General features: G+C 71.6%; 18 protein-coding genes. 11 read left to right on the top strand and 7 right to left on the bottom strand.

Features of this window, described 5'->3' with window-relative positions:
• Nucleotides 1–19: 19 nt before the first annotated feature.
• Nucleotides 20–1,225: an acyltransferase family protein gene (locus tag H4696_RS49395; protein ID WP_086863881.1), complete on the bottom strand. Its 1,206-nt coding sequence runs from the start codon at nucleotides 1,223–1,225 to the stop codon at nucleotides 20–22.
• 110 nt (nucleotides 1,226–1,335) lie between these two features.
• On the opposite strand from H4696_RS49395, the gene H4696_RS49390 reads away from it, so the two are divergent.
• The 4 genes from H4696_RS49390 (at nucleotide 1,336) to H4696_RS49375 (ending at nucleotide 4,384) form a co-directional block, all read left to right on the top strand.
• Entirely contained in the window at nucleotides 1,336–2,013 is a 678-nt protein-coding gene (locus tag H4696_RS49390; protein ID WP_086863886.1) for an MBL fold metallo-hydrolase, read from the top strand.
• Between the two features lie 4 nt (nucleotides 2,014–2,017).
• A complete protein-coding gene (locus tag H4696_RS49385) occupies nucleotides 2,018–2,860 on the top strand; it encodes a restriction endonuclease (protein ID WP_086863882.1) in 843 nt (280 codons plus the stop codon).
• Nucleotides 2,857–3,777, top strand: coding sequence for a hypothetical protein (locus H4696_RS49380; protein WP_086863883.1), 921 nt, complete (start codon nucleotides 2,857–2,859; stop codon nucleotides 3,775–3,777). The genes H4696_RS49385 and H4696_RS49380 overlap by 4 nt, the downstream gene beginning before the upstream one ends.
• 118 nt (nucleotides 3,778–3,895) lie before the next feature.
• Nucleotides 3,896–4,384, top strand: coding sequence for an AMIN-like domain-containing (lipo)protein (locus tag H4696_RS49375; RefSeq protein WP_086863884.1), 489 nt, complete (start codon nucleotides 3,896–3,898; stop codon nucleotides 4,382–4,384).
• On the opposite strand, the gene H4696_RS49370 is transcribed toward H4696_RS49375, so the two are convergent.
• From H4696_RS49370 to H4696_RS49350, 5 genes are all read right to left on the bottom strand, one after another.
• Entirely contained in the window at nucleotides 4,381–5,163 is a 783-nt protein-coding gene (locus tag H4696_RS49370; protein WP_086863885.1) for a DUF1684 domain-containing protein, read from the bottom strand. The two genes, H4696_RS49375 and H4696_RS49370, sit on opposite strands and share 4 nt — an antisense overlap.
• Before the next feature lie 20 nt (nucleotides 5,164–5,183).
• On the bottom strand, nucleotides 5,184–5,789 hold the full coding sequence (locus H4696_RS49365) for a hypothetical protein (protein ID WP_192782977.1): 606 nt from the start codon (nucleotides 5,787–5,789) through the stop codon (nucleotides 5,184–5,186).
• Between the two features lie 7 nt (nucleotides 5,790–5,796).
• Entirely contained in the window at nucleotides 5,797–6,762 is a 966-nt protein-coding gene (locus tag H4696_RS49360; protein ID WP_225956037.1) for a hypothetical protein, read from the bottom strand.
• 210 nt (nucleotides 6,763–6,972) lie between these two features.
• Nucleotides 6,973–7,149 carry a hypothetical protein gene (locus tag H4696_RS49355; RefSeq protein WP_158104306.1) on the bottom strand — a complete coding sequence of 59 codons (177 nt, stop codon included), beginning with the start codon at nucleotides 7,147–7,149 and terminating at the stop codon, nucleotides 6,973–6,975.
• Between the two features lie 197 nt (nucleotides 7,150–7,346).
• On the bottom strand, nucleotides 7,347–8,054 hold the full coding sequence (locus H4696_RS49350; protein ID WP_086860211.1) for a Crp/Fnr family transcriptional regulator: 708 nt from the start codon (nucleotides 8,052–8,054) through the stop codon (nucleotides 7,347–7,349).
• An 87-nt stretch (nucleotides 8,055–8,141) separates the two neighbouring features.
• Here H4696_RS49350 and rnhA point away from each other — a divergent pair, with 87 nt between their 5' ends.
• From rnhA to H4696_RS49325, 5 genes are all read left to right on the top strand, one after another.
• Complete coding sequence (rnhA, locus tag H4696_RS49345; protein ID WP_086860213.1) at nucleotides 8,142–8,603, top strand: ribonuclease HI; 462 nt, start codon at nucleotides 8,142–8,144, stop codon at nucleotides 8,601–8,603.
• A gap of 107 nt (nucleotides 8,604–8,710) precedes the next feature.
• Nucleotides 8,711–9,085, top strand: coding sequence for a hypothetical protein (locus H4696_RS49340; protein WP_086860215.1), 375 nt, complete (start codon nucleotides 8,711–8,713; stop codon nucleotides 9,083–9,085).
• Nucleotides 9,086–9,215: 130 nt separating this feature from the next.
• Nucleotides 9,216–9,596 (top strand): YchJ family protein, encoded by a 381-nt coding sequence (locus tag H4696_RS49335; protein WP_086860217.1) that lies wholly within the window; start codon nucleotides 9,216–9,218, stop codon nucleotides 9,594–9,596.
• 44 nt (nucleotides 9,597–9,640) lie between these two features.
• Nucleotides 9,641–10,873 (top strand): hypothetical protein, encoded by a 1,233-nt coding sequence (locus tag H4696_RS49330; protein ID WP_086860219.1) that lies wholly within the window; start codon nucleotides 9,641–9,643, stop codon nucleotides 10,871–10,873.
• Between the two features lie 115 nt (nucleotides 10,874–10,988).
• Nucleotides 10,989–14,063: a glycosyl hydrolase 2 galactose-binding domain-containing protein gene (locus H4696_RS49325; protein WP_169734984.1), complete on the top strand. Its 3,075-nt coding sequence runs from the start codon at nucleotides 10,989–10,991 to the stop codon at nucleotides 14,061–14,063.
• Nucleotides 14,064–14,108: 45 nt separating this feature from the next.
• On the opposite strand, the gene H4696_RS49320 is transcribed toward H4696_RS49325, so the two are convergent.
• Nucleotides 14,109–15,497, bottom strand: coding sequence for a carboxylesterase/lipase family protein (locus H4696_RS49320; protein ID WP_086860223.1), 1,389 nt, complete (start codon nucleotides 15,495–15,497; stop codon nucleotides 14,109–14,111).
• Nucleotides 15,498–15,553: 56 nt separating this feature from the next.
• Between H4696_RS49320 and H4696_RS49315 the strand changes: the two genes are divergently transcribed.
• Together H4696_RS49315 and H4696_RS49310 are read left to right on the top strand one after the other, a co-directional pair.
• Nucleotides 15,554–15,961, top strand: a complete 408-nt coding sequence (locus H4696_RS49315) for a nuclear transport factor 2 family protein (protein ID WP_086860225.1) — start codon at nucleotides 15,554–15,556, stop codon at nucleotides 15,959–15,961.
• Between the two features lie 33 nt (nucleotides 15,962–15,994).
• Nucleotides 15,995–17,878: a Na+/H+ antiporter gene (locus tag H4696_RS49310; protein WP_249026995.1), complete on the top strand. Its 1,884-nt coding sequence runs from the start codon at nucleotides 15,995–15,997 to the stop codon at nucleotides 17,876–17,878.
• Nucleotides 17,879–17,883 lie beyond the last annotated feature (5 nt).

The raw sequence follows: 17,883 nt of genomic DNA, 5'->3' as shown, positions 1-17,883 counted from the left end.
CGGGTGGCCGCGATCCATGCTACGAGCCACCACCGACAAAAACGGGTTCCGCGTCCTTGACCTGCGGTTCTTCGGGCTTTCGACGTCTGGTGAGCCACCGGTGGGCCGGTCGTTCGACCCCCGCGGTGACCGCCCAGCCGGCCAGCACGGCGGCGCCGACGACCGCGGGCAGCCGCAGCCAGCCGGGCAGGCCGAGGTCGAGCAGAGCGCGGGCCAGGATGTAACCCAGTTCCTGGTGCACCAGATAAAGACCATACGAGATGCCCGCGAGCCAGGTGACGGCCGGGGCGATCCGCGCCAGCCCGGGGAACCGCCAGTCCGGGCCGCGGGCGGCCAGGCAGACCAGCAGCAGGAGCACGGCGAACCCGATCGTGGACGGCCAGCGCAGCGCGTCCTGCGCCAGCGCGACGTGGAACGGGAAGACCTGCAGGTCCTGCGCGGCGACCGCGGCGAAGACGAACAGCGCGGCGTGCCACGTCTTCAGCCGGTGCTGCGCCCACAGCCAGATCGCGACGCCGATCGCGAAGACGTGCAGCCGGTGCAGGCCGAGGCCGTAGTAGAACGTCTCGACGACCGGGCTCGCCGTCCCCGGCGGGAAGACCACGAAGCGCAGCGCGAGCGGCACCAGGATCAGCGCCCACAGCAGGGCGACGGTCAGCCGGTGGGTGCGCCACGACCGCGGCCACAGCAGGGCGGCGCCGGTGAAGGCCATGAGCTGGACGGGCAGCGTCCAGTAGGAGCCGTCGAGGTAGTAGAACGTCTCCGACCGGATGCCCCACTCCTGCACCATGCCGAGGTTGGCGAGGAGGTCCAGCCAGGTCGGGATGTACCACGGCGACGGGTTCGTCGGCGGCCCCTGCGGCACCCCGAAGAGGAACCCGGTGATCCCGGGCGGGTAGGGCAGGCCGCTGAAGGAGATGGCCGCCCACCGCGTCACGACGTAGGTCACGAGGACGGCGGCCAGGTACGCGGGTACGAGGCGCGCGACGCGGTTCCACAGCCACCGGCGCGGATTGCCCTTGCGGAGGCTGGCGCAAACGAAGAAGGCGGAGATCACCAGCAGGATCGCGGCGCCGAACTGCGCTGTCACCCGGAAGGGGTACCCCGTGAGTTCGGGGTGCAGCAGGGCGCCCTGGTGGGTGACGTGCCCGAGGATGACCGCGAGGACGGCGACGACGCGGAGGAGGTCCCAGCTGATCCGGCGCGGCGTCGGGGAGGTGGGCACGGTCGTCCTGAGGTCGGGCTGGCTGGGGGTCGCCGTGAGCCTACGTGCCGCGGCGGCCGTGCGCTCGTGCGGGTGGAACCGCTTGGAGCGAAACGACTACCGTGTGCACGGTGAACATCGTGGACACCTACACCGGGCACGTCGACCCGGGCGGCGACGCCACCCGGCGCACGTTGGACGAGCTGACCATCACCAAGCTGTCCGTCGGCCCGATGGACAACAACACGTACCTGCTGGTGTGCCGGGCGGACAACGAAGCCCTGCTCATCGACGCGGCGAACGACCCGGAGCGGATCTCCGACCTGATCGGCCACGGCCCGGACCGGCCGGCGCTGAAGACGGTCGTCACCACCCACCAGCACCAGGACCACTGGCAGGCGCTGGGCGCGGTCGCGGGGGCGAACGGCGCGAACACGGCGGCCCACCCGCTGGACGCTTCGCCGCTGCCGGTGCCGCCGGACTTCCTGGTCGAGCACGGCGACACGCTGTCGGTGGGCCAGGTCACCCTGTCGGTGATCCACCTGCGCGGCCACACCCCGGGCTCGATCGCGCTGCTCTACCGCGACCCGGCCGGCCACCCCCACCTGTTCACCGGCGACTCCCTCTTCCCGGGCGGCGTGGGGCGGACGACGTCACCGGAGGACTTCGCGTCGCTGCTGGACGACGTCGAGACGCGGATCTTCGGCGAGCTGCCGGACGAGACGTGGTTCTACCCGGGCCACGGCGACGACTCGACGCTGGGCGCCGAGCGGGCGAAGCTGAAGGAGTGGCGCGAGCGCGGCTGGTGACCCGATGAGAGCTGATTCGCCGAGCCTGGAGACCTGGCTGGCCGAGCTGCGCGCGTACGCGGACAGCACGGCCAGCACGGTGCTGAAGCGGGTCTGGAGCTTCCCGGACGACGAGACCCGCGACGAGTTCGTCGCGACGGCGGCGGACCGGCCGGACGCGGAGTTCGACCTGGTGCTTCGCCACCTGCTGATGCCCGCCTGCACCACGCCTGACGACCATTCGCGGCTGGCCTCGGCCCGGGCCACCGGCGCCACGGACGGCGATCCCCACTTCCGGCGGATCGAGGCGTACTACGCGAACCGCACCGACCAGCCGCCGTGGGCCGGGATCCGGTGGGTGCTGGATCTCCTGCCGGACCACCCGCACTCGGCGTTGCAGGCGACGGAGGCGTACCTGGTGGCGCACGCGCGGTCGATGCCGACGGCGGTGGCGCACGCGACCGATGATGCGGAGGCGCTGATCCGGGCGCGGTACATCGGGCTTCCTTCGTCCGTGGATGCGCGGCGAGAGCTGCTCGGCGAGCTTGGTCCGCGGGAGTTCTCTCGGTTGGCCGGGTCGGTGTGCACCGGCGCGGAAGTGCTGGCCGTCTCCCGGCGGGAGAAGCCGGTGGGGGTGGACGTGGTCCGGTCACTGGGCGAGGGCGTCGTGGTCACGGCGAGCACGTTCACGCGGGCGGCCGTGGAACTGGCGGCGAAGACCGGGCGGATCGAGCTGGTCGACGGGGCACGGCTGGTGGGGTTGCTGGACGAGCGGTTCGGCTGGGACTGGCCGCTGCGGCTCGAGCACCTGACGCGGGAGCCGGTGGGAGCGGCCGGACACCGGCACGACCGGACGGCGGCTCCGTGAACCACAACGAAGTGACCGGCCTCGTTTCCGGCACCGTTGTCCAGGCCGGTCACGTCGCCGGGGACATCCACATCCACCCCGGGCGGGACACGACGCCGCCCGATCGCGCGCTGTGGGACGACTTCGCGCGGAAGGGGAAACCGTTCTACCCCACCTTCGTCCGCTTCATGGCGAACGACGGCCACCTCGAGATCGATTTCGCGGAACTCGTCTCGCAGGTCCTCGAACTCACCAAGCTGGGCAGCGACGGGGAAGAACAGGACCGTGGCCTGATCACCGGCTTGGCGCACCCGCTCCGGGAAAAAGCCGACGCGCTGATCGACGCCGCTTCCCGGTACGTTCTCCTGCTCGCCGAATTCGTCAAGGACCGGTCCCGGCCGATGACCGACTGCAACGCGGCCGGTACGGAAGTGGTCAACGCCTATTTCGACCTGGTCATCGCCGGCCTGGACGGCGGGCACACGCCCGCTTGGTTCAGTCTCGACGATCTGCCGTCGTCGTCGGGCGCGACGATGTCCCGCGAGGCCGCCGACCGCGTCCTGTACCGGCAGGTGGACGAGTACGGGAAGAAGTTCTACCCGACGTACGCGAGGGCGATGCGAAGCGCCGGGAAGGTGAACATCGAAGCGGTCACGATGGCCCGCCGGCTGGTGGACCTCGCCGGCATCGGGGGGTCGGGGGCTGCCGACGACGTCATCGGCAGCGCGACCCCCAGCCTGAGCAGCCTCGTGCTCGCCTTGCGCCGGGACGCCCTCGCGCTCTCCCAGGCCTTCGTCGACGTGGCGGCCGGGCGGCCGGTCGTCCGGCAAGACCTCGACTTCACCCCCGTCGCGGCGGCCTTCACCCGTCTTCTCGCCGCCTGCGCGAAAGCCGGTCACCGCCCGAAGTGGTTCAAGCCCCGGGATCTCCGCGGCTGACCCGGTCGGAGCAGCCGGGTAACGATAACGGACGTCAGGGCAACTCCCCGGCGAACCGGACGTCCCCAGCAGACCCAGCGCTGGGACTTCCACCGGTTCTCTCCGCCAGGAGGCCCACATGTCCAGACCCACACGGCGCGCGCTCGCCGCCCTCACCATCCTCATCGCCGGCAGCCTCGCGGCCGCCGCGGGGCCGGCCCAAGCCGCCGATCCCGTCATCCCGGCCATGACGAACATCCGCACTGGCCTCAACACCGGCTTCGACCGGATCGTGCTCGACCTCAGCTCCGGCCCCGCGCCCACCGTCAGCTGCCAGCTCCTCGACGAGCTGACCGCCGACCCGAGCGGGGAAATCGTCTGGCTCACCGGCGAATACTTCGTCAACGTCACCGCCACGCCGGCCGCCGCGCACGATGCCGCCGGGAACCCGACCTACACCGGGCCGCAGAAGTTCCGGACGCGGAATCTGCGGAACGTCATGGCCGTCGCCGTCACCGGGGACTTCGAGGCGCACCTCTCCGTCGGGCTCGGGGTGCGGACCCGGACCGCGGTGAACGTCTTCACGCTCACCGCGCCCAACCGCGTCGTGATCGACGTGGCCTCCTAGCCGCGCTCGTACGGGATCTTCTCCCCCGCCTCCACCGCGAACGGCAGGTTGTTGCCGGCCGGCGGGAGGGGGCACGTGGCGAAGTCCGTGAAGGCGCACGGGAGGTTCACCGCGCGGTTGAAGTCCAGCGTCACCGAACCGTCCGCTGCCGGCGCGCCGACCGGCAGCGAGCGGTTCGCCGCGTACGTCGTCACGCCGCTGGTTTCGTCGGTGAACAGGATGCTCAAGCCGCCGTCCTTGCCGTTGAACGCCGTCAGCGTGTGCGATTCCCCGTCCCGGGAAAACCGGACCACGCCCGGCGCCGTATAGACGTGGCTCAGGCCCTCCACCACCGCACCCACCGTGGTCGGGCGCGGCTCGTCGAACGGCTCGAAGCGCCCCGAAAGGACCCACGACTCCGACGGCTCGTACGCCGGGATGCCGTGGAACTCCCGCAGCACCTCGGCCTTCGGGTCGTGCACGCGGATCAGGTACCCGGACCGGCGGGCCACCTCGATCTCGACGTCGCCCGCCAGCACCCGGGTGCCCGCGCCGCTGTTGAACAGCTCGAACCGGCGGACCTCCGTGATCGGCGCGCCCTCGTGCGTCAGCGAAGCGCCGGCCGGGTCGACGTACGCCGCGTCCGCGTCCTGCCACCAGCGGCCCGGGATGCCGGGGTATTCGCGCGGGGACTCGGTCAGCCAGTCCAGCGACACCAGCGCCAGCCAGCCGTGCGGGGCCGCCAGGTCCGCCTCCCGCTGGGTCTTCCAGTCCTGCCACTCCTGCGTGAACGTGCTCATCGCGGACCCCTTCCCGTCGGCTACGACGGTGCCAACCCGCCGCCGGCGCCGGTATTCCGCGTCCCAGTATCCGGACCCGGGCCCAGCCACGCGATTTCGCGCTCGCCGCCGGCCGGGACGACGATCCGCCGGTAGCCCGGGTCGTCGGCGATGGCGGCGTGGAAGCGGTCGGAGACGATCAGCAGCAGGTCCAGCTCCGGCGCCGCCGCGATCGCCGCCTTCAGCTCTTCGGCCGCGCACAGCCAGGTCGCCAGCGCCACCGCCGCGCCGCCGAAGTGGGGCGGGCGCAGCACGACGTCGCCGTGGTCGGCGGCCACCCGCAGCCGGAGCTTGCCGAACTCGTTGAGGTGGCGGTTGCGGCGCCGCAGCGCCCCGGCCAGCAGCGCGACGAGGTCCGCCGCGATCCAGCCGCGCGGCACAGTCGGCGGGATGATCAACGTCGTGGCGTCGCCCTCGGCCCGGCGGAACCACGTCGGGGTGCGGTAGGGCACCGGGACGCGCTCGAACACCTCGTCCAGCACCGCGTCGAGGGTGACGCCGAGGTGGACCGCGCGAGCCGTCCGGCCCCGGCTCGGCGCGACGATCCCGAGCCGGACGACGGTCGCGGTCACCGGGTCGGTGCGCACGGCCGGCTCAGCCCGCGCCGGGATCGGACGACCACTGCAGCCCGTAGCTGAGCCCCTGGTGCAGGTCGTGGAACTCGAGCCCGACCTCGCCGAGGCTGTTGACCGTCAGCGCGTCGCCGGAGTCGGTGCCGTCGTCGATCACGCGGCCGGGTACGCCGTTGAGCCGCCACACCCGCGCCGGTGGCCCGTCGCGGTCGAACCGCACCCGCACCGAGAACTTTTCGCAGCGGCGCAAGGGGGTCATGACGTAGTACGGCCGCAGCGAAGAGCGCTGCGGCGCGAAGCGGATGCCGTATTCGTGCCGCTGCCCGAGCCGCAACGGGCTCGGCAACCGCATGATGAACTGGGCGTGGCTCGCCGAAACCTGGCGCGCTTCGACGATTTCGCCGCCGAACAGGACGTCCGCGGTGATGGCGGGGACCGGGTCGAGACCCGGGTCGGCGGGGGCACTGAACGAGAGCACCAGCTCGTCGAGCTCGTCGACCTCCGCGACGATCCGGCGTTCCTCCTGCAGGTCCGGCGGGTCGCGGTCGAGCCGGAGCATCGCCTTCATCGACTCGACGTACCAGCCGGCCAGCGGGTGCAGGTCACGCTCGCGCTGGGGCGCGCCGAGCAGCTCGTCGAGCCGGCGGAACGCGAGGTCGATCCGGCGGCGCGCGGTGCGCGGGTCGCGGTCGAGGACGCTGGCCAGCCACGAGATCCGGCGGTCGAGGAACTCGCCGGCAGCCTCTTCGTGCAGGCCGAGGGCAGCCAGCGCGGCCAGCCGCAGGTCACCGGGCAGCCGGCCGCACAGCTCGGTCAGCCGCAGCACGACCTTGTGCCGCGCGGCGGCGGGCGGGTCGTCGTCGGCGATCTCGCAGGCCGCTCGCAGGCAGGGGCCGATCCGCTGGTGCAGGTCGGCCGCGTCGAGCCCGCGGCCGCGGCGCAGTTCGTTCAGTTCGCGCACGAACGGGAACGAGTTCTCCGACGTCATCCCACCCCCCTCCGCGCCGCCGGTGGAAAGAGCTTTCACATTACCAGCGGCCACGGGCGGGAGTGACGTGACAAATCCCGGACACGGGATTCGCGGAATGCCCGGCCGGCCGGCCCCCCGCGTGCCGGCCGGCCGGGTTCCCACCGCGGGGTCAGCGGGCCCCGAAGATCAGGGCCCAGATCGAGTGGCTTTCCATCACACACACCTCCCTCATCGCAGCACCCAGGCCGAGGCGGACAGTGACGCGGAGTCGTGGAACGCCGGAGTGGCGGGCCCCACCGCGTTTCCGGCAGCCACGGCGAATCCCGCGACGGCACCGGCCACGAACGCGGCGAAGACCGATTTCACCAGGGTCGAAATCTTGCAATGGACGTTCACGACGAGCACTCCCCGACCTCGCTCGAGAATGAGGCTTATTCTGGTTAGCCCGCCGCGTCCCCCGTACGGACCGCTGGCCAGCACGATTGTCATGCGGCGGGCGACGGCTGAATAAGTCTCACTGAAATCCGGCCGGTGGCATCGCATTTCTTTTCCCGGCCGGGTTCCAGCATCGCCGGGTCGCGGCGGTCGTCAGATGCCCGCTGTCACTGCCCTTGTGTGCCGTTTGGCTCAGAACGGGCGAAGGCCTGCAGGACGCGCAGCTTGCGGATGAGGATCCGGCGCCGTCCGGTCTCGACGATGCCGCGCTCGCGCAGCACGCGCAGCGCGCGGGCGACGGTCCGCCGGGCGGCGCCGACCTGGGCGGCGATGTCGGTCTGCGAGAGCGCGGCCTCGATGACCACGCCCTCCGGGACGGACCGCCCGTGCTCTTCGGCCAGCCGGAGCAGGTGCACCGCGACCCGGCGGGTGACGTCGAGGGCCGCTGAATCGACGCGGGCGGACTCGGCGTTGCGGAGCCGGGCCGCGACGGTCTTGATCGTCGCGATGGCGATCTCGGGGCGGGCGTGCAGGACGTCGATGAACTGCGCCCCGGTCAGCTGGAAGACGGTGCAGGGTTCGATCGCGCGGACCGACGCCGTGCGCGGCCGGCCGGTCACGGCCGCGAGGTCGCCGAGCACCTCGCCGGGGCCGCGGAGCCCGAAGAGCACCTCGCGGCCGTCCTCGACGATCGCGGAAACCCGCACCCAGCCGGAAACCAGCACGTGGACGTGGTCGGAGGGGTCGCCTTCCATGAGCACGACGTCGTTCGCGCGGAACCGCCGCCGGGTGCCCCTGGCGAGCAGGTACTCGCGATCGGTGTCGGCGAGGTAGGCCAGCAGCGCCCCGTCCGCCGTGTCGTCGTGCCCGTTCATCGCCAGAATCCCCGCTCCGCTCCGGATGCCCACCGTAACCCGGCGTGGCGGCGTTGGGCGAGAGCCGGAACCGATAGGGTCCCCGGCGTGGACGTGGAGATCTACACCGACGGCGCGTGCAGCGGGAACCCCGGACCGGGCGGCTGGGGCGCGGTGCTGCGCTACGGCAAGCACGAGCGCGAGCTGTACGGCGGCGAAGCCACGCCGACGACGAACAACCGGATGGAGCTGACCGCGCCGATCCGGGCACTGGAGACCCTGACTCGGCCGTCGCAGGTGCGCGTGTTCACCGACAGCACGTACGTGCGCAACGGCATCACGCAGTGGCTGCCCCGCTGGAAGAACAACGGCTGGCAGACGGCGGCCCGCGAACCGGTCAAGAACGCGGACCTCTGGCAGCGCCTCGACGCGGCGATCGGCGAGCACCAGGTCGAATGGCTGTGGGTCAAGGGCCACGCGGGCCACCCGGAGAACGAACGCGCCGACCGGCTCGCGGTGCGCGGGGCGCAGGAGGCGCGGGAGTCGGGGAAGCCGGTCAACGCCGGTTAGTCCGGAGTGGATGATCGCTGCGCCGTTCGGGCGATCGGTGTTCCACCCGTCGTGGTTCCGTCGCAGACTCGGACCCTTCCGGACCGGGGAGGGAACGGGATCTCACGATGGTGCGCATGGTCGGCGGCAAGCCGCGGCCGTTCGGGGACGACAAACCGAAGAAAGGGCGGGCCGCCCTGCTCGTCGCCGCGGTCGTCGGTGCCGCTGCCGCGGGCGGTACCGCGCTGAGCGCGGGCGGCGGCACGGCCTCGGTCGGGTCCGGCGGCGGATCGTCCCTCAAGGCCCGCAGTTCGAGCAAGGAATCGGCCCGCAAGGGCCGGCACGAGGACGCGATGAAGCGCCTCGGCCTCAAGACGATCAAGAAACTGGCCGAACGCGAAGGCGCTCTCGCGGACGCTGCAGGGGGCCGGAACACCGTGGTCGTACGATCGCCTGGGTCCGCATGCCGAAGGCCGCTGAAGCCCGTGACTTGCGGAAGCTGACCGATCGCGACGGGACCCCCGAGGCGACGAGCGGCGGCCGCCCGGACCCGGTCGTGCTCCAAGACGCGGTGGAGTTCCCGGCGCCGTGACGCCGTTAGTCCCCAGTGGACGGTCGTGGCACAATTCACCGGTGCCTCCCGCCTCCTGCCCGTGCGGTCTCGCCGAGTCCTACGCCGCCTGCTGCGGCCGGTTCCACGGCGGTGCGCTCGCCGCGCCGACGGCCGAACTGCTGATGCGGTCCCGGTTCAGCGCCTTCGCCGTCGGCGACACCGCGTACCTGCTGCGGACCTGGCACCCGGACACCCGGCCGCGGCGGCTCGACTTCGATCCCGGGCAGGAGTGGACGCGGCTGGAGATCCTCGGCCGCACCGGTGGGGGCCTGCTGCACACCGAAGGCACCGTCGAGTTCCGGGCGCACTACCGTCACCGCGGCCGCGACGGCTTCCTGGAAGAGAACAGCCGCTTCCGGCGTGACGACGGCCACTGGGTCTACCTCGACGCCGAAGCCTGAAACCCGCCCCGCGCACCACCGCCGTCGTGCTAAACAGTGCGGCGATGGGAAAACTGACGCGCCGCGCCCGCGCCAAAGCGGACTACCTCGGCTTCCTCGGCGCCCGGGAATGGCCGCTCGCCGCGTCGGGTCTCGGGGTGCTGCTCGGGGTCGTCACCATCCTGCCGAGCGCCATCGGCGTGGTGCTCTCGGTCGTCGCGCTCGCCCTCGGCGTCGCCACCTTCACCCGGGACGTGCGGCTGCTGCGCCGCCGGTGGGCCGGGTTCGAGTTCACCGCCATCGCCGCGCCCTTCCCGGCCGCGGAGCTGCCGCCGCCCGCCGCCTACCCGGAAGCCGAGTACCTCGCCGTGCCCGCCCGGGGAACCGCGCTGGTCAGTGCCGCGATCGACCGCGAGCTCTGGACCGAGCGGCACACCGTCGAGGTCGCCGAAGAGCCCTACCGGTTGCCTCCCTCCCTCAAGGCGACCGCGCCGCACGTCCTCCCGCTGCGGGCCCGCGGCCGGCTGCTGTTCAACGGCCCCGTCATCGGCATGCGCGGCGACCCGCTGCCCGCCGCCGGGGCACGGCCCGCGCCGATCCGGCTGCACCGCGCCCGGTTCTTCGACGCCGTCTGCTCGAACGAGCTCGGCACGCTCCGCATCACGCGCACCGACACCGGCGAGGAGTACGACCTGCGCAAGGCCGAGCTCACCGACTCCGCCGGCGCGCTGCGCGAGCTGAGCGGCAGCTCGCTGGCCGACCACGTCGGGGTCTCCACGGTCGCCTTCACCACCGACGGCAAGCTGCTCACCGTCCGGCAGTCGGCGCTCAACGCCGTGAGCGGGCTGCTGCTCGCGCCGTCGGGCAGCGGCTCGCTCGAACCCCGCGACCTGCGCACGCCGGACGGCGGCACGCGGCGGTTCCTGCACACCGCGATCCGCGCCGGGATGGAGCGCGAGCTGTGCGAAGAAAGCGGCCTCACCCCCGCCGACGTCCGCGAGACGAAGGTCGTCGGGTTCGCCCGCTGGATGGACCGCGGCGCCAAGCCCGAGTTCTTCGGGCTGACCGAGCTGGCCGTCGGCAGCGCGGAGGTCGCCCGGCGCCGTCCGGTCAGCGGCGAACGGCTCTACAGCGCCGGCCTGACGCTCTTCGACGTCGACCTCCCCGCGATCGGCGCCGCGCTGGCTGCCGGTGTCCCGCTCAGCGAAGCACTTCCTCAACGTCTCTGGGAAGACGGTTCCCTGCCGCTCCTGCTGGCCCTGCGCGCCGCCGCGGCCTGGCAGGCCGCCCGGGTCTGACCGGAACGCCCCTGTTCTCCGCGTGATCGGCCCGCTACGATCGTCCGCAATTGTTAGGGAACTTTACTAACGAAAACCCCGTCCCTCGCCGCCGCGGTGCCTAGGAGGCGCGCTAGTGAGTCATCGGCAGAGAAGAACACGGACGACACTGCTGTCGGCGGTCGCGTTGGCCGTCGCGGTGAGCGGGGCGGCCGCCCCGGCCGCCACCGGGCAGGAACCGGCGAAGGCGGTGGTCGCGGCCGCGGGGCCGGCGACCGCGGTCCCCGGCTTCCTGATCCAGACGTCGGCGCAGGTCAGCGACGACTCGGCGGTCTCCAAGCCGGGGTACAGCACCGCCGGCTGGTACCCCGTCGGCCCGCGCTCGACCGTCTACGCCGGCCTGCTGGCCAACGGCAAGTACGCCGACCCGTTCTACTCGACGAACATGAAGAACGTGCCCACGGCGGACTTCGGAGTCCCGTGGTGGTACCGCACCGACCTCACCGTCGCCGACACCACCCAGCGGACCTACCTCGACTTCAGCGGCGTGCTGTCCAAGGCCGACGTCTGGGTCAACGGGACGCGCGTCGCCGACAAGACGCAGGTCACCGGCGCCTACACCCGCCACGACCTGGACATCACCGCGCTGGTCAAGGCGGGCACGAACAGCGTCGCGTTCAAGGTCTACCCGAACGACCCGAACAAGGACCTGTCGATGGGCTGGATCGACTGGGCCCAGACCCCGCCGGACCAGAACATGGGCATCGTGCGGGACGTCCTCGTCCGGCGCAGTGGCCCGGTGGCGCTGCGCGGCGGCCACGTCGTCACGAAGCTGACCGGGCTGAGCCACGCCGACCTGACGGTTAAGGCCGACGTCCGCAACGACTCCGCGGCCGCCGTGTCCACGACCGTCTCCGGCACGGTCGCCGGCAAACCGATCAGCCAGACGGTGAGCCTGGCGGCGAAGGAGAAGAAGACCGTCACCTTCCCGGCGATCGGGATCGACAACCCGCAGGTCTGGTGGCCGGCCGGGATGGGCGGGCAGCCGCTCTACGACCTCGACCTGACCGCGGCCGTCGGCGGGACGGCGTCGGACACCTCGCACTCGAGCTTCGGCGTCCGCCAGGTCACGGCCAACAAGAACTCGAGCGGCGGCCGGGCGTACACGATCAACGGGCGCCCGCTGCTGATCAAGGGCGGCGGCTACTCGCCGGACCTGTTCTTGCGCTGGAACGAGCAGTACGCGGCCGACAAGCTCGCCTACGTCAAGGACCTCGGGCTCAACACCGTGCGCCTGGAAGGGCACATCGAGCCGGACGAGTTCTTCGACCTCGCCGACCGGATGGGCGTGCTGACGCTGCCCGGCTGGGAGTGCTGTGACAAGTGGGAGGGCCAGGTCAACGGCGAGGAGAAGGGTGACCCGTGGACGGCCGCGGACTACCCGGTCGCCAAGGCGTCGATGACCGCGGAGGCCGAGCGCCTGCGCGACCACCCGAGCGTCATCTCCTTCCTCATCGGCAGTGACTTCGCGCCCGACGCGACCATCGAGAAGAACTACCTCGACGCGCTGAGCGCCGCGGACTGGCCCACGCCGATCGTCCCGGCCGCGTCGGCGAAGTCGTCGCCGCAGCTCGGCTCGTCCGGCATGAAGATGAACGGGCCGTACGACTACGTGCCGCCGAACTACTGGTACGACAAGGCGCACACCGACCTCGGCGGCGCGTGGAGCTTCAACTCCGAAACCAGTGCCGGGCCGGACATCCCGACCATGGACACGCTGAAGCGGATGATGTCCGCGGGCGAGCTCGACACGATGTGGAAGAGCCCGTCGAGCCCGCAGTACCACCGGTCGTCGTCCTCGACGTTCGCCAACCTGAAGCTCTTCGGCGACGCGCTGACCGGTCGTTACGGCAAGCCGGCGAGCCTCGACGACTTCGTCCGCAAGGCGCAGCTGGCGCAGTACGAGAACGTCCGTGCCGAGTTCGAGTCGCACTCGCGCAACTTCAGCGACAGCTCGAACCCGGCCACCGGCATCATCTACTGGATGCTCAACAGCGGCTGGACGTCGCTGCACTGGCAGCTGTTCGACGCCTACCTCGACCAGAACGGCTCCTACTTCGGGGCCAAGAAGGCGAACGAGCCGCTGCACATCCAGTACTCCTACGACACCAAGTCCGTCGTGGTGGTCAACCACAACCACGACGCGGCGTCGGGCCTCACCGCGTCCGTGAAGCTCTACAACCTGGACGGGACAGAGAAATTCAACCAGTCCAAGGCCGTGTCCGTGGGCGGTGACGGCGCGAAGACGACCGCGCTGACCATCGGCTCGGTGAGCGGGCTGTCGACGACGTACCTGGCGAAGCTGGTCCTCACCGACTCCTCGGGCAAGGAGGTCAGCCGGAACGTGTACTGGCTGTCCACCAAGGCCGACACGCTCGACTGGGGCAACAGCGACTGGTACTACACGCCGCAGACGACGTACGCCGACCTGTCCGGGCTCAACGGCCTGGCCCAGGTTTCGCTGGGGTCGACCGCCACCACGACCACCAACGGCGACGGCACCACGACGACCAAGGTGACGCTGACGAACCCGGCGTCCGGCAAGGTGCCGGCGTTCTTCGTCGACGCGCACGTGGTCGGCGCGGCGGGCGCGCCGGTGCTGCCGGTGCGGTGGACCGACAACCAGGTCAGCCTGTGGCCCGGCGAGTCGACGACGCTGACGGCGACGTACCGGACCGCGGACCTCAAGGGCGCCAAGCCGTCCGTGCGGGTCGCGGGCTGGAACACCGGGACGAAGACGATCCCGGCGGACGGCACGGTCACCCCGGGCAACCCGGCCGACTACCAAGCCGAGGACGCGACCATCACGAACGGCGTCGCGGAGTCCAACCACCTCGGCTACACCGGCAGCGGGTTCGTCAACTACGACAACGCGACCGGCAGCGCGGTCGAGTTCTCGGTGACGGCGGCCGCGGCGGGCAGCGCGAACGTCGTCCTGCGGTTCGCCAACGGCACCACGGCGAACCGGCCGATGGACATCTCGGTCAACGGCACGAAGGTGGCGTCCGGGGTGGCGTTCGGCGGCACCGGGAACTGGGACACGTGGCAGACCGTCACGGTCCCGGTCACCCTCCCCGCGGGCACTTCCAAGATCAAGGCGACGGCGACGACCGCCAACGGCGGCCCGAACCTCGACAAGATCACCGTCTGACCCCGGGCCGAGGGCGGCACTTTCACGTGAAAGTGCCGCCCTCGGTCATTCCCAGAGGAGGCGCTGGGCGCGGTCCGGGTCCGAGACCGTCGTGGAGACGTCGTCGAACAGGCGCGTGACGCGGTCGGGCGTCGTGTAGCGCGGCCAGCCCGGGTCGCCGGTCGCGATGAACCGGACCCAGGCGCCGAACATCTCCGTCGCCATCGCCTGCATCCGCTCGGCCGGGAACGTCCGCCCGGCGAAGAGGAACCGCCAGTTGCGGTTGCGGATGTCGTCGAACACCAGCGGCAGGTCCAGCCCGTGCGGTGCGCCGAGGCCGCGGCCGCGCGGGGCGATCCGCCAGTCGAGGCGGTACATCCAGGCGTCCGGCTGCTGCTCGGCGAAGCGGATCGCCGGGATCCACCAGTCCCCCGCCGTGAGCGCGCGGTTGCGGACCTGGTCCGCCGGCCAATCGGGGAGAACCGAGGCGTACGCCGCGACGGCCTTCTCGACCTCGACGGCGTCCAGCATCGTCGAGCCGACGCCCAGGAGCTTCGCGCCGCCCGACTGCAGCCAGCTGAACAGGTCTTCCTCGTCGGCCGTCGTCCCGATGAGCAGCGGGACGTCGCGGACCGACTCGAGAGGGCGCGAAGGCAGCAGCTCGTCGCCGACGACCACGCGGTACGTCACCTTGGTGCCGGAAACCGCCGAAACCCGTTGCTGCGCTTCGAGAATCCGCGTCACAGGCAGGGTGGCGAGGTCACCCGGAGCGGCATCCAGCTCGGCCAGGACCGCCGAAGCGATCGCGGCGCCCTCGGCCGGGGTGTGCACGACCGAGCCGACGCCGGTGCCGCTCTGCACGATCGCCTGGTGGACGAGCCCGCGCGTGGCGGGCACGGCGAGCAGCGTCCCGACGGTGCGGCCGCCGTTGGACTGCCCGGCGAGCGTCACGCGGCCCGGGTCGCCGCCGAACGCGCCGACGTTGTCGCGCACCCACTCCAGCGCGGCGACCTGGTCGCGCAAGGACAGGTTCGAGTCGGCGATGCCGGGCAGGTGCAGCAGGCCGAGCACGCCGAGCCGGTAGGCGACGGTCACGACGACCACGCCGGCGCGGGCGTACGCGGACGCGTCGAACTGGTGCGGCGCGCCCATCACACCGCCGCCACCGTGGATCCACACCAGCACCGGGTACGAGCCGGGTGCCTCGGGCGCGTAGACGTTCAGGTAGAGGCAGTCCTCGTCGCCGGTGAAGCCGCGGCCGGTCAGCTCCGGCTGCGGCGCCCGCGCGGCCCACCTCGTCGCGTCGCGTTCCCCGGACCAGTGCGGCACCGGCCGGGGCGCGCGGAAGCGCAGCTCCCCCACCGGCGGCTCGGCGTAGGGGACGCCGAGGAACGTCCGGACCCCGTCGTGCCCGGTCCCGCGCAGTGTCCCGGCCGCGATCTCCACCTTCGTCACGCGGCCCAGCCTACGAACTCGCCCCGAAGCGCGCTCCAGCGTGTTGACTACGGGTCATGAGCGCAGCCGAAAACAAGCAGTTGCTGAGAACCGCCTTCGACGCCTGGGCCACCGGCGACATCCGCCCGCTGATCGCCGCCATGGCCGACGACGTCACGTGGACCGTCAGCGGGCACAACAGCTGGTCCGGCAGCTTCGTCGGCAAGGACTCGGTCCGCCGCGACCTGCTGGGTCCGCTCGGCGAGCAGTTCGACGGCACCTACACCAGCACCGCGAGCCGCTTCGTCGCCGAAGACGACGTCGTCGTGGTCGAGGCGCAGGGCAGCGTCGCCACGAAGACCGGCGCGCGGTACGACAACCGGTACTGCTTCGTCTTCCGGCTCGAAGACGACCGGATCCGCGAGATCACCGAGTACATGGACACCGAGCTGGTCGCCGAAGTGCTCACCGACCCGGCCAGGTGACGCCCGCCGCGGCGGGCGGGTAATGATTACCCCGTGCACATCGCGGCAGAGATAGTGGCGCTGGTCGTGACGGTCCTCGTCGTCAGCGCGGTGGCGCGGCGGCTCGACTGGTCCGCCCCGCTGTGCCTGATCGTCGTCGGCGTCGCCGCGTCCTACGTCCCCGGCGTCCCGGAATACCACCTCGACCCCGAGGTCGTGCTGCTCGGCCTGCTGCCCCCGCTGCTGTACTCGGCGGCCATCCAGACGTCGCTGGTGGACTTCCGGAAGAACCGCGGGGCGATCGGGCTGATGTCGGTCGGGCTGGTCGTGTTCACCGCGCTCGGCGTCGGGCTCGTCGCCTGGGCCGTGATCCCCGGCCTCCCGCTGGCCGGCGGCATCGCGCTGGGGGCGATCGTGGCCCCGCCGGACGCGGTCGCGGCCAGCGTCGTCGCCCGCCGGGTCGGCATGCCCCGCAAGCTGATCCGGCTGCTCGAGGGCGAGAGCCTCTTCAACGACGCGGCCGCGCTGGTCGCCCTGCGCACGGCCATCGCCGCGCTGGCGGGCTCGGTCAGCTTCTGGCAGGTCGGCGCCGACTTCCTGCGCGCGGCCATCGGCGGGATCGTGGTCGGGCTGGTCGTCGGGTTCGTGGCCGCGTTCATCCGCGCCCGGCTGAACGAGCCGGTGCTCGACACCGCGCTGTCGTTCGCGGTGCCGTTCATCGCCTACATCCCGACCGAGGCGATCCACGGCTCCGGCGTGCTCGCCGTCGTCGTCGCCGGGCTCATCCTGGGCCACAAGGCACCGAAGATCCTCTCCGGCTCGGCCCGGCTGGCCAGCAGGCTGAACTGGCAGACCATCGCGTTCCTGCTGGAGAACATGGTCTTCCTGCTGATCGGCCTGCAGCTGCGGCGAATCCTGTCCGAAGTGGGCGAATCCGGGCTGTCGCTGGCCATGCTGACCTGGATCTGCGTGGCGGTGCTCGTCGCGACGATCGTCACGCGGATGGTGTGGCTCGTCGGGATCGGCACCGTGAAGCGGCTGGAACGGCGGTTCCTGCCGCGCAAGAACCGGGCGAAGATCTGGCCGTGGCGCTACTCGGCGGTGATCTCCTGGGCGGGCATGCGCGGGGTCGTCACGCTCGCCGCGGCCTTCGTGCTGCCGGCGGACACCCCGCAGCGGGCCGTGCTGGTGCTCGCCGCGTTCGTCGTCGTGGCCGGCACGCTCGCCGTGCAGGGCATGACGCTGCCGCCGCTGATCCGGCGGCTGCGCCTGCCGCGGCCCGACCCGGCGGAGGACGCGCTGCAGGAAGCGTCCGTGCTGCACGACATGACCACCGCGGCGCTGGCGAAGCTCGAGGAGATCCGGCAGCCGGACGACCCGCCGGAGATCATCCAGCGCCTCCGCGATCGGCTGCAGAACCGCTCCGACTCCGCGTGGGAGCAGCTGGGCCGGCAGAGCGTGCTCGCCGAGACGCCGAGCGACGCCTACCGCCGGCTGCGGATCCAGCTCCTCGAGGTGGAACGCGAGCAGTTCCTCAAGGCCCGTGACGCCGGCAGCGCCGACGACGACGTCCTGCGGCGCGTCCTGGAACGGCTCGACATCGAAGAGTCCATGCTGGACCGCGACGAAGAAGAGCCCGAGGTGGAAGGCCGCGAGCTGCGCACGCCGGCCGCGACCGCCGGTTCGTGCAAGCACCTGGCGCACGAGTGGGTCGAGCGCGAGCCCAGCTCGCCGGACGCGTGCGCCGCCTGCCTCGAAGAGGGCACGACCTGGGTGCACCTGCGGATGTGCCTCAAGTGCGGCAACGTCGCCTGCTGCGACTCCTCGCCGCGCCGCCACGCCACCCAGCACTTCCACGAATCCCGCCATCCGGTCATGCGCAGCTTCGAGCCGGGTGAGACCTGGCGGTGGTGTTTCGTGGACAAGCAGCTCGGCTAATGTCG

The sequence above is a fragment of the Amycolatopsis lexingtonensis genome (assembly GCF_014873755.1).
Lineage (GTDB): Bacteria > Actinomycetota > Actinomycetes > Mycobacteriales > Pseudonocardiaceae > Amycolatopsis > Amycolatopsis lexingtonensis.
The sequence above is the reverse complement of the archived record's forward strand: the minus strand, read 5'-3'. Positions and strand labels throughout refer to the sequence as shown.

Bases quoted from the DNA above. Each gene is read 5' to 3' on its own strand.
- H4696_RS49385 (WP_086863882.1), top strand. From the start codon at position 2,018: ATGAGAGCTGATTCGCCGAGCCTGGAGACCTGGCTGGCCGAGCTGCGC.
- H4696_RS49375 (WP_086863884.1), top strand. From the start codon at position 3,896: ATGTCCAGACCCACACGGCGCGCGCTCGCCGCCCTCACCATCCTCATC.
- H4696_RS49370 (WP_086863885.1), bottom strand. From the start codon at position 5,163: ATGAGCACGTTCACGCAGGAGTGGCAGGACTGGAAGACCCAGCGGGAG.
- H4696_RS49360 (WP_225956037.1), bottom strand. From the start codon at position 6,762: ATGACGTCGGAGAACTCGTTCCCGTTCGTGCGCGAACTGAACGAACTG.
- H4696_RS49350 (WP_086860211.1), bottom strand. From the start codon at position 8,054: ATGAACGGGCACGACGACACGGCGGACGGGGCGCTGCTGGCCTACCTC.
- H4696_RS49340 (WP_086860215.1), top strand. From the start codon at position 8,711: ATGGTGCGCATGGTCGGCGGCAAGCCGCGGCCGTTCGGGGACGACAAA.
- H4696_RS49330 (WP_086860219.1), top strand. From the start codon at position 9,641: ATGGGAAAACTGACGCGCCGCGCCCGCGCCAAAGCGGACTACCTCGGC.
- H4696_RS49315 (WP_086860225.1), top strand. From the start codon at position 15,554: ATGAGCGCAGCCGAAAACAAGCAGTTGCTGAGAACCGCCTTCGACGCC.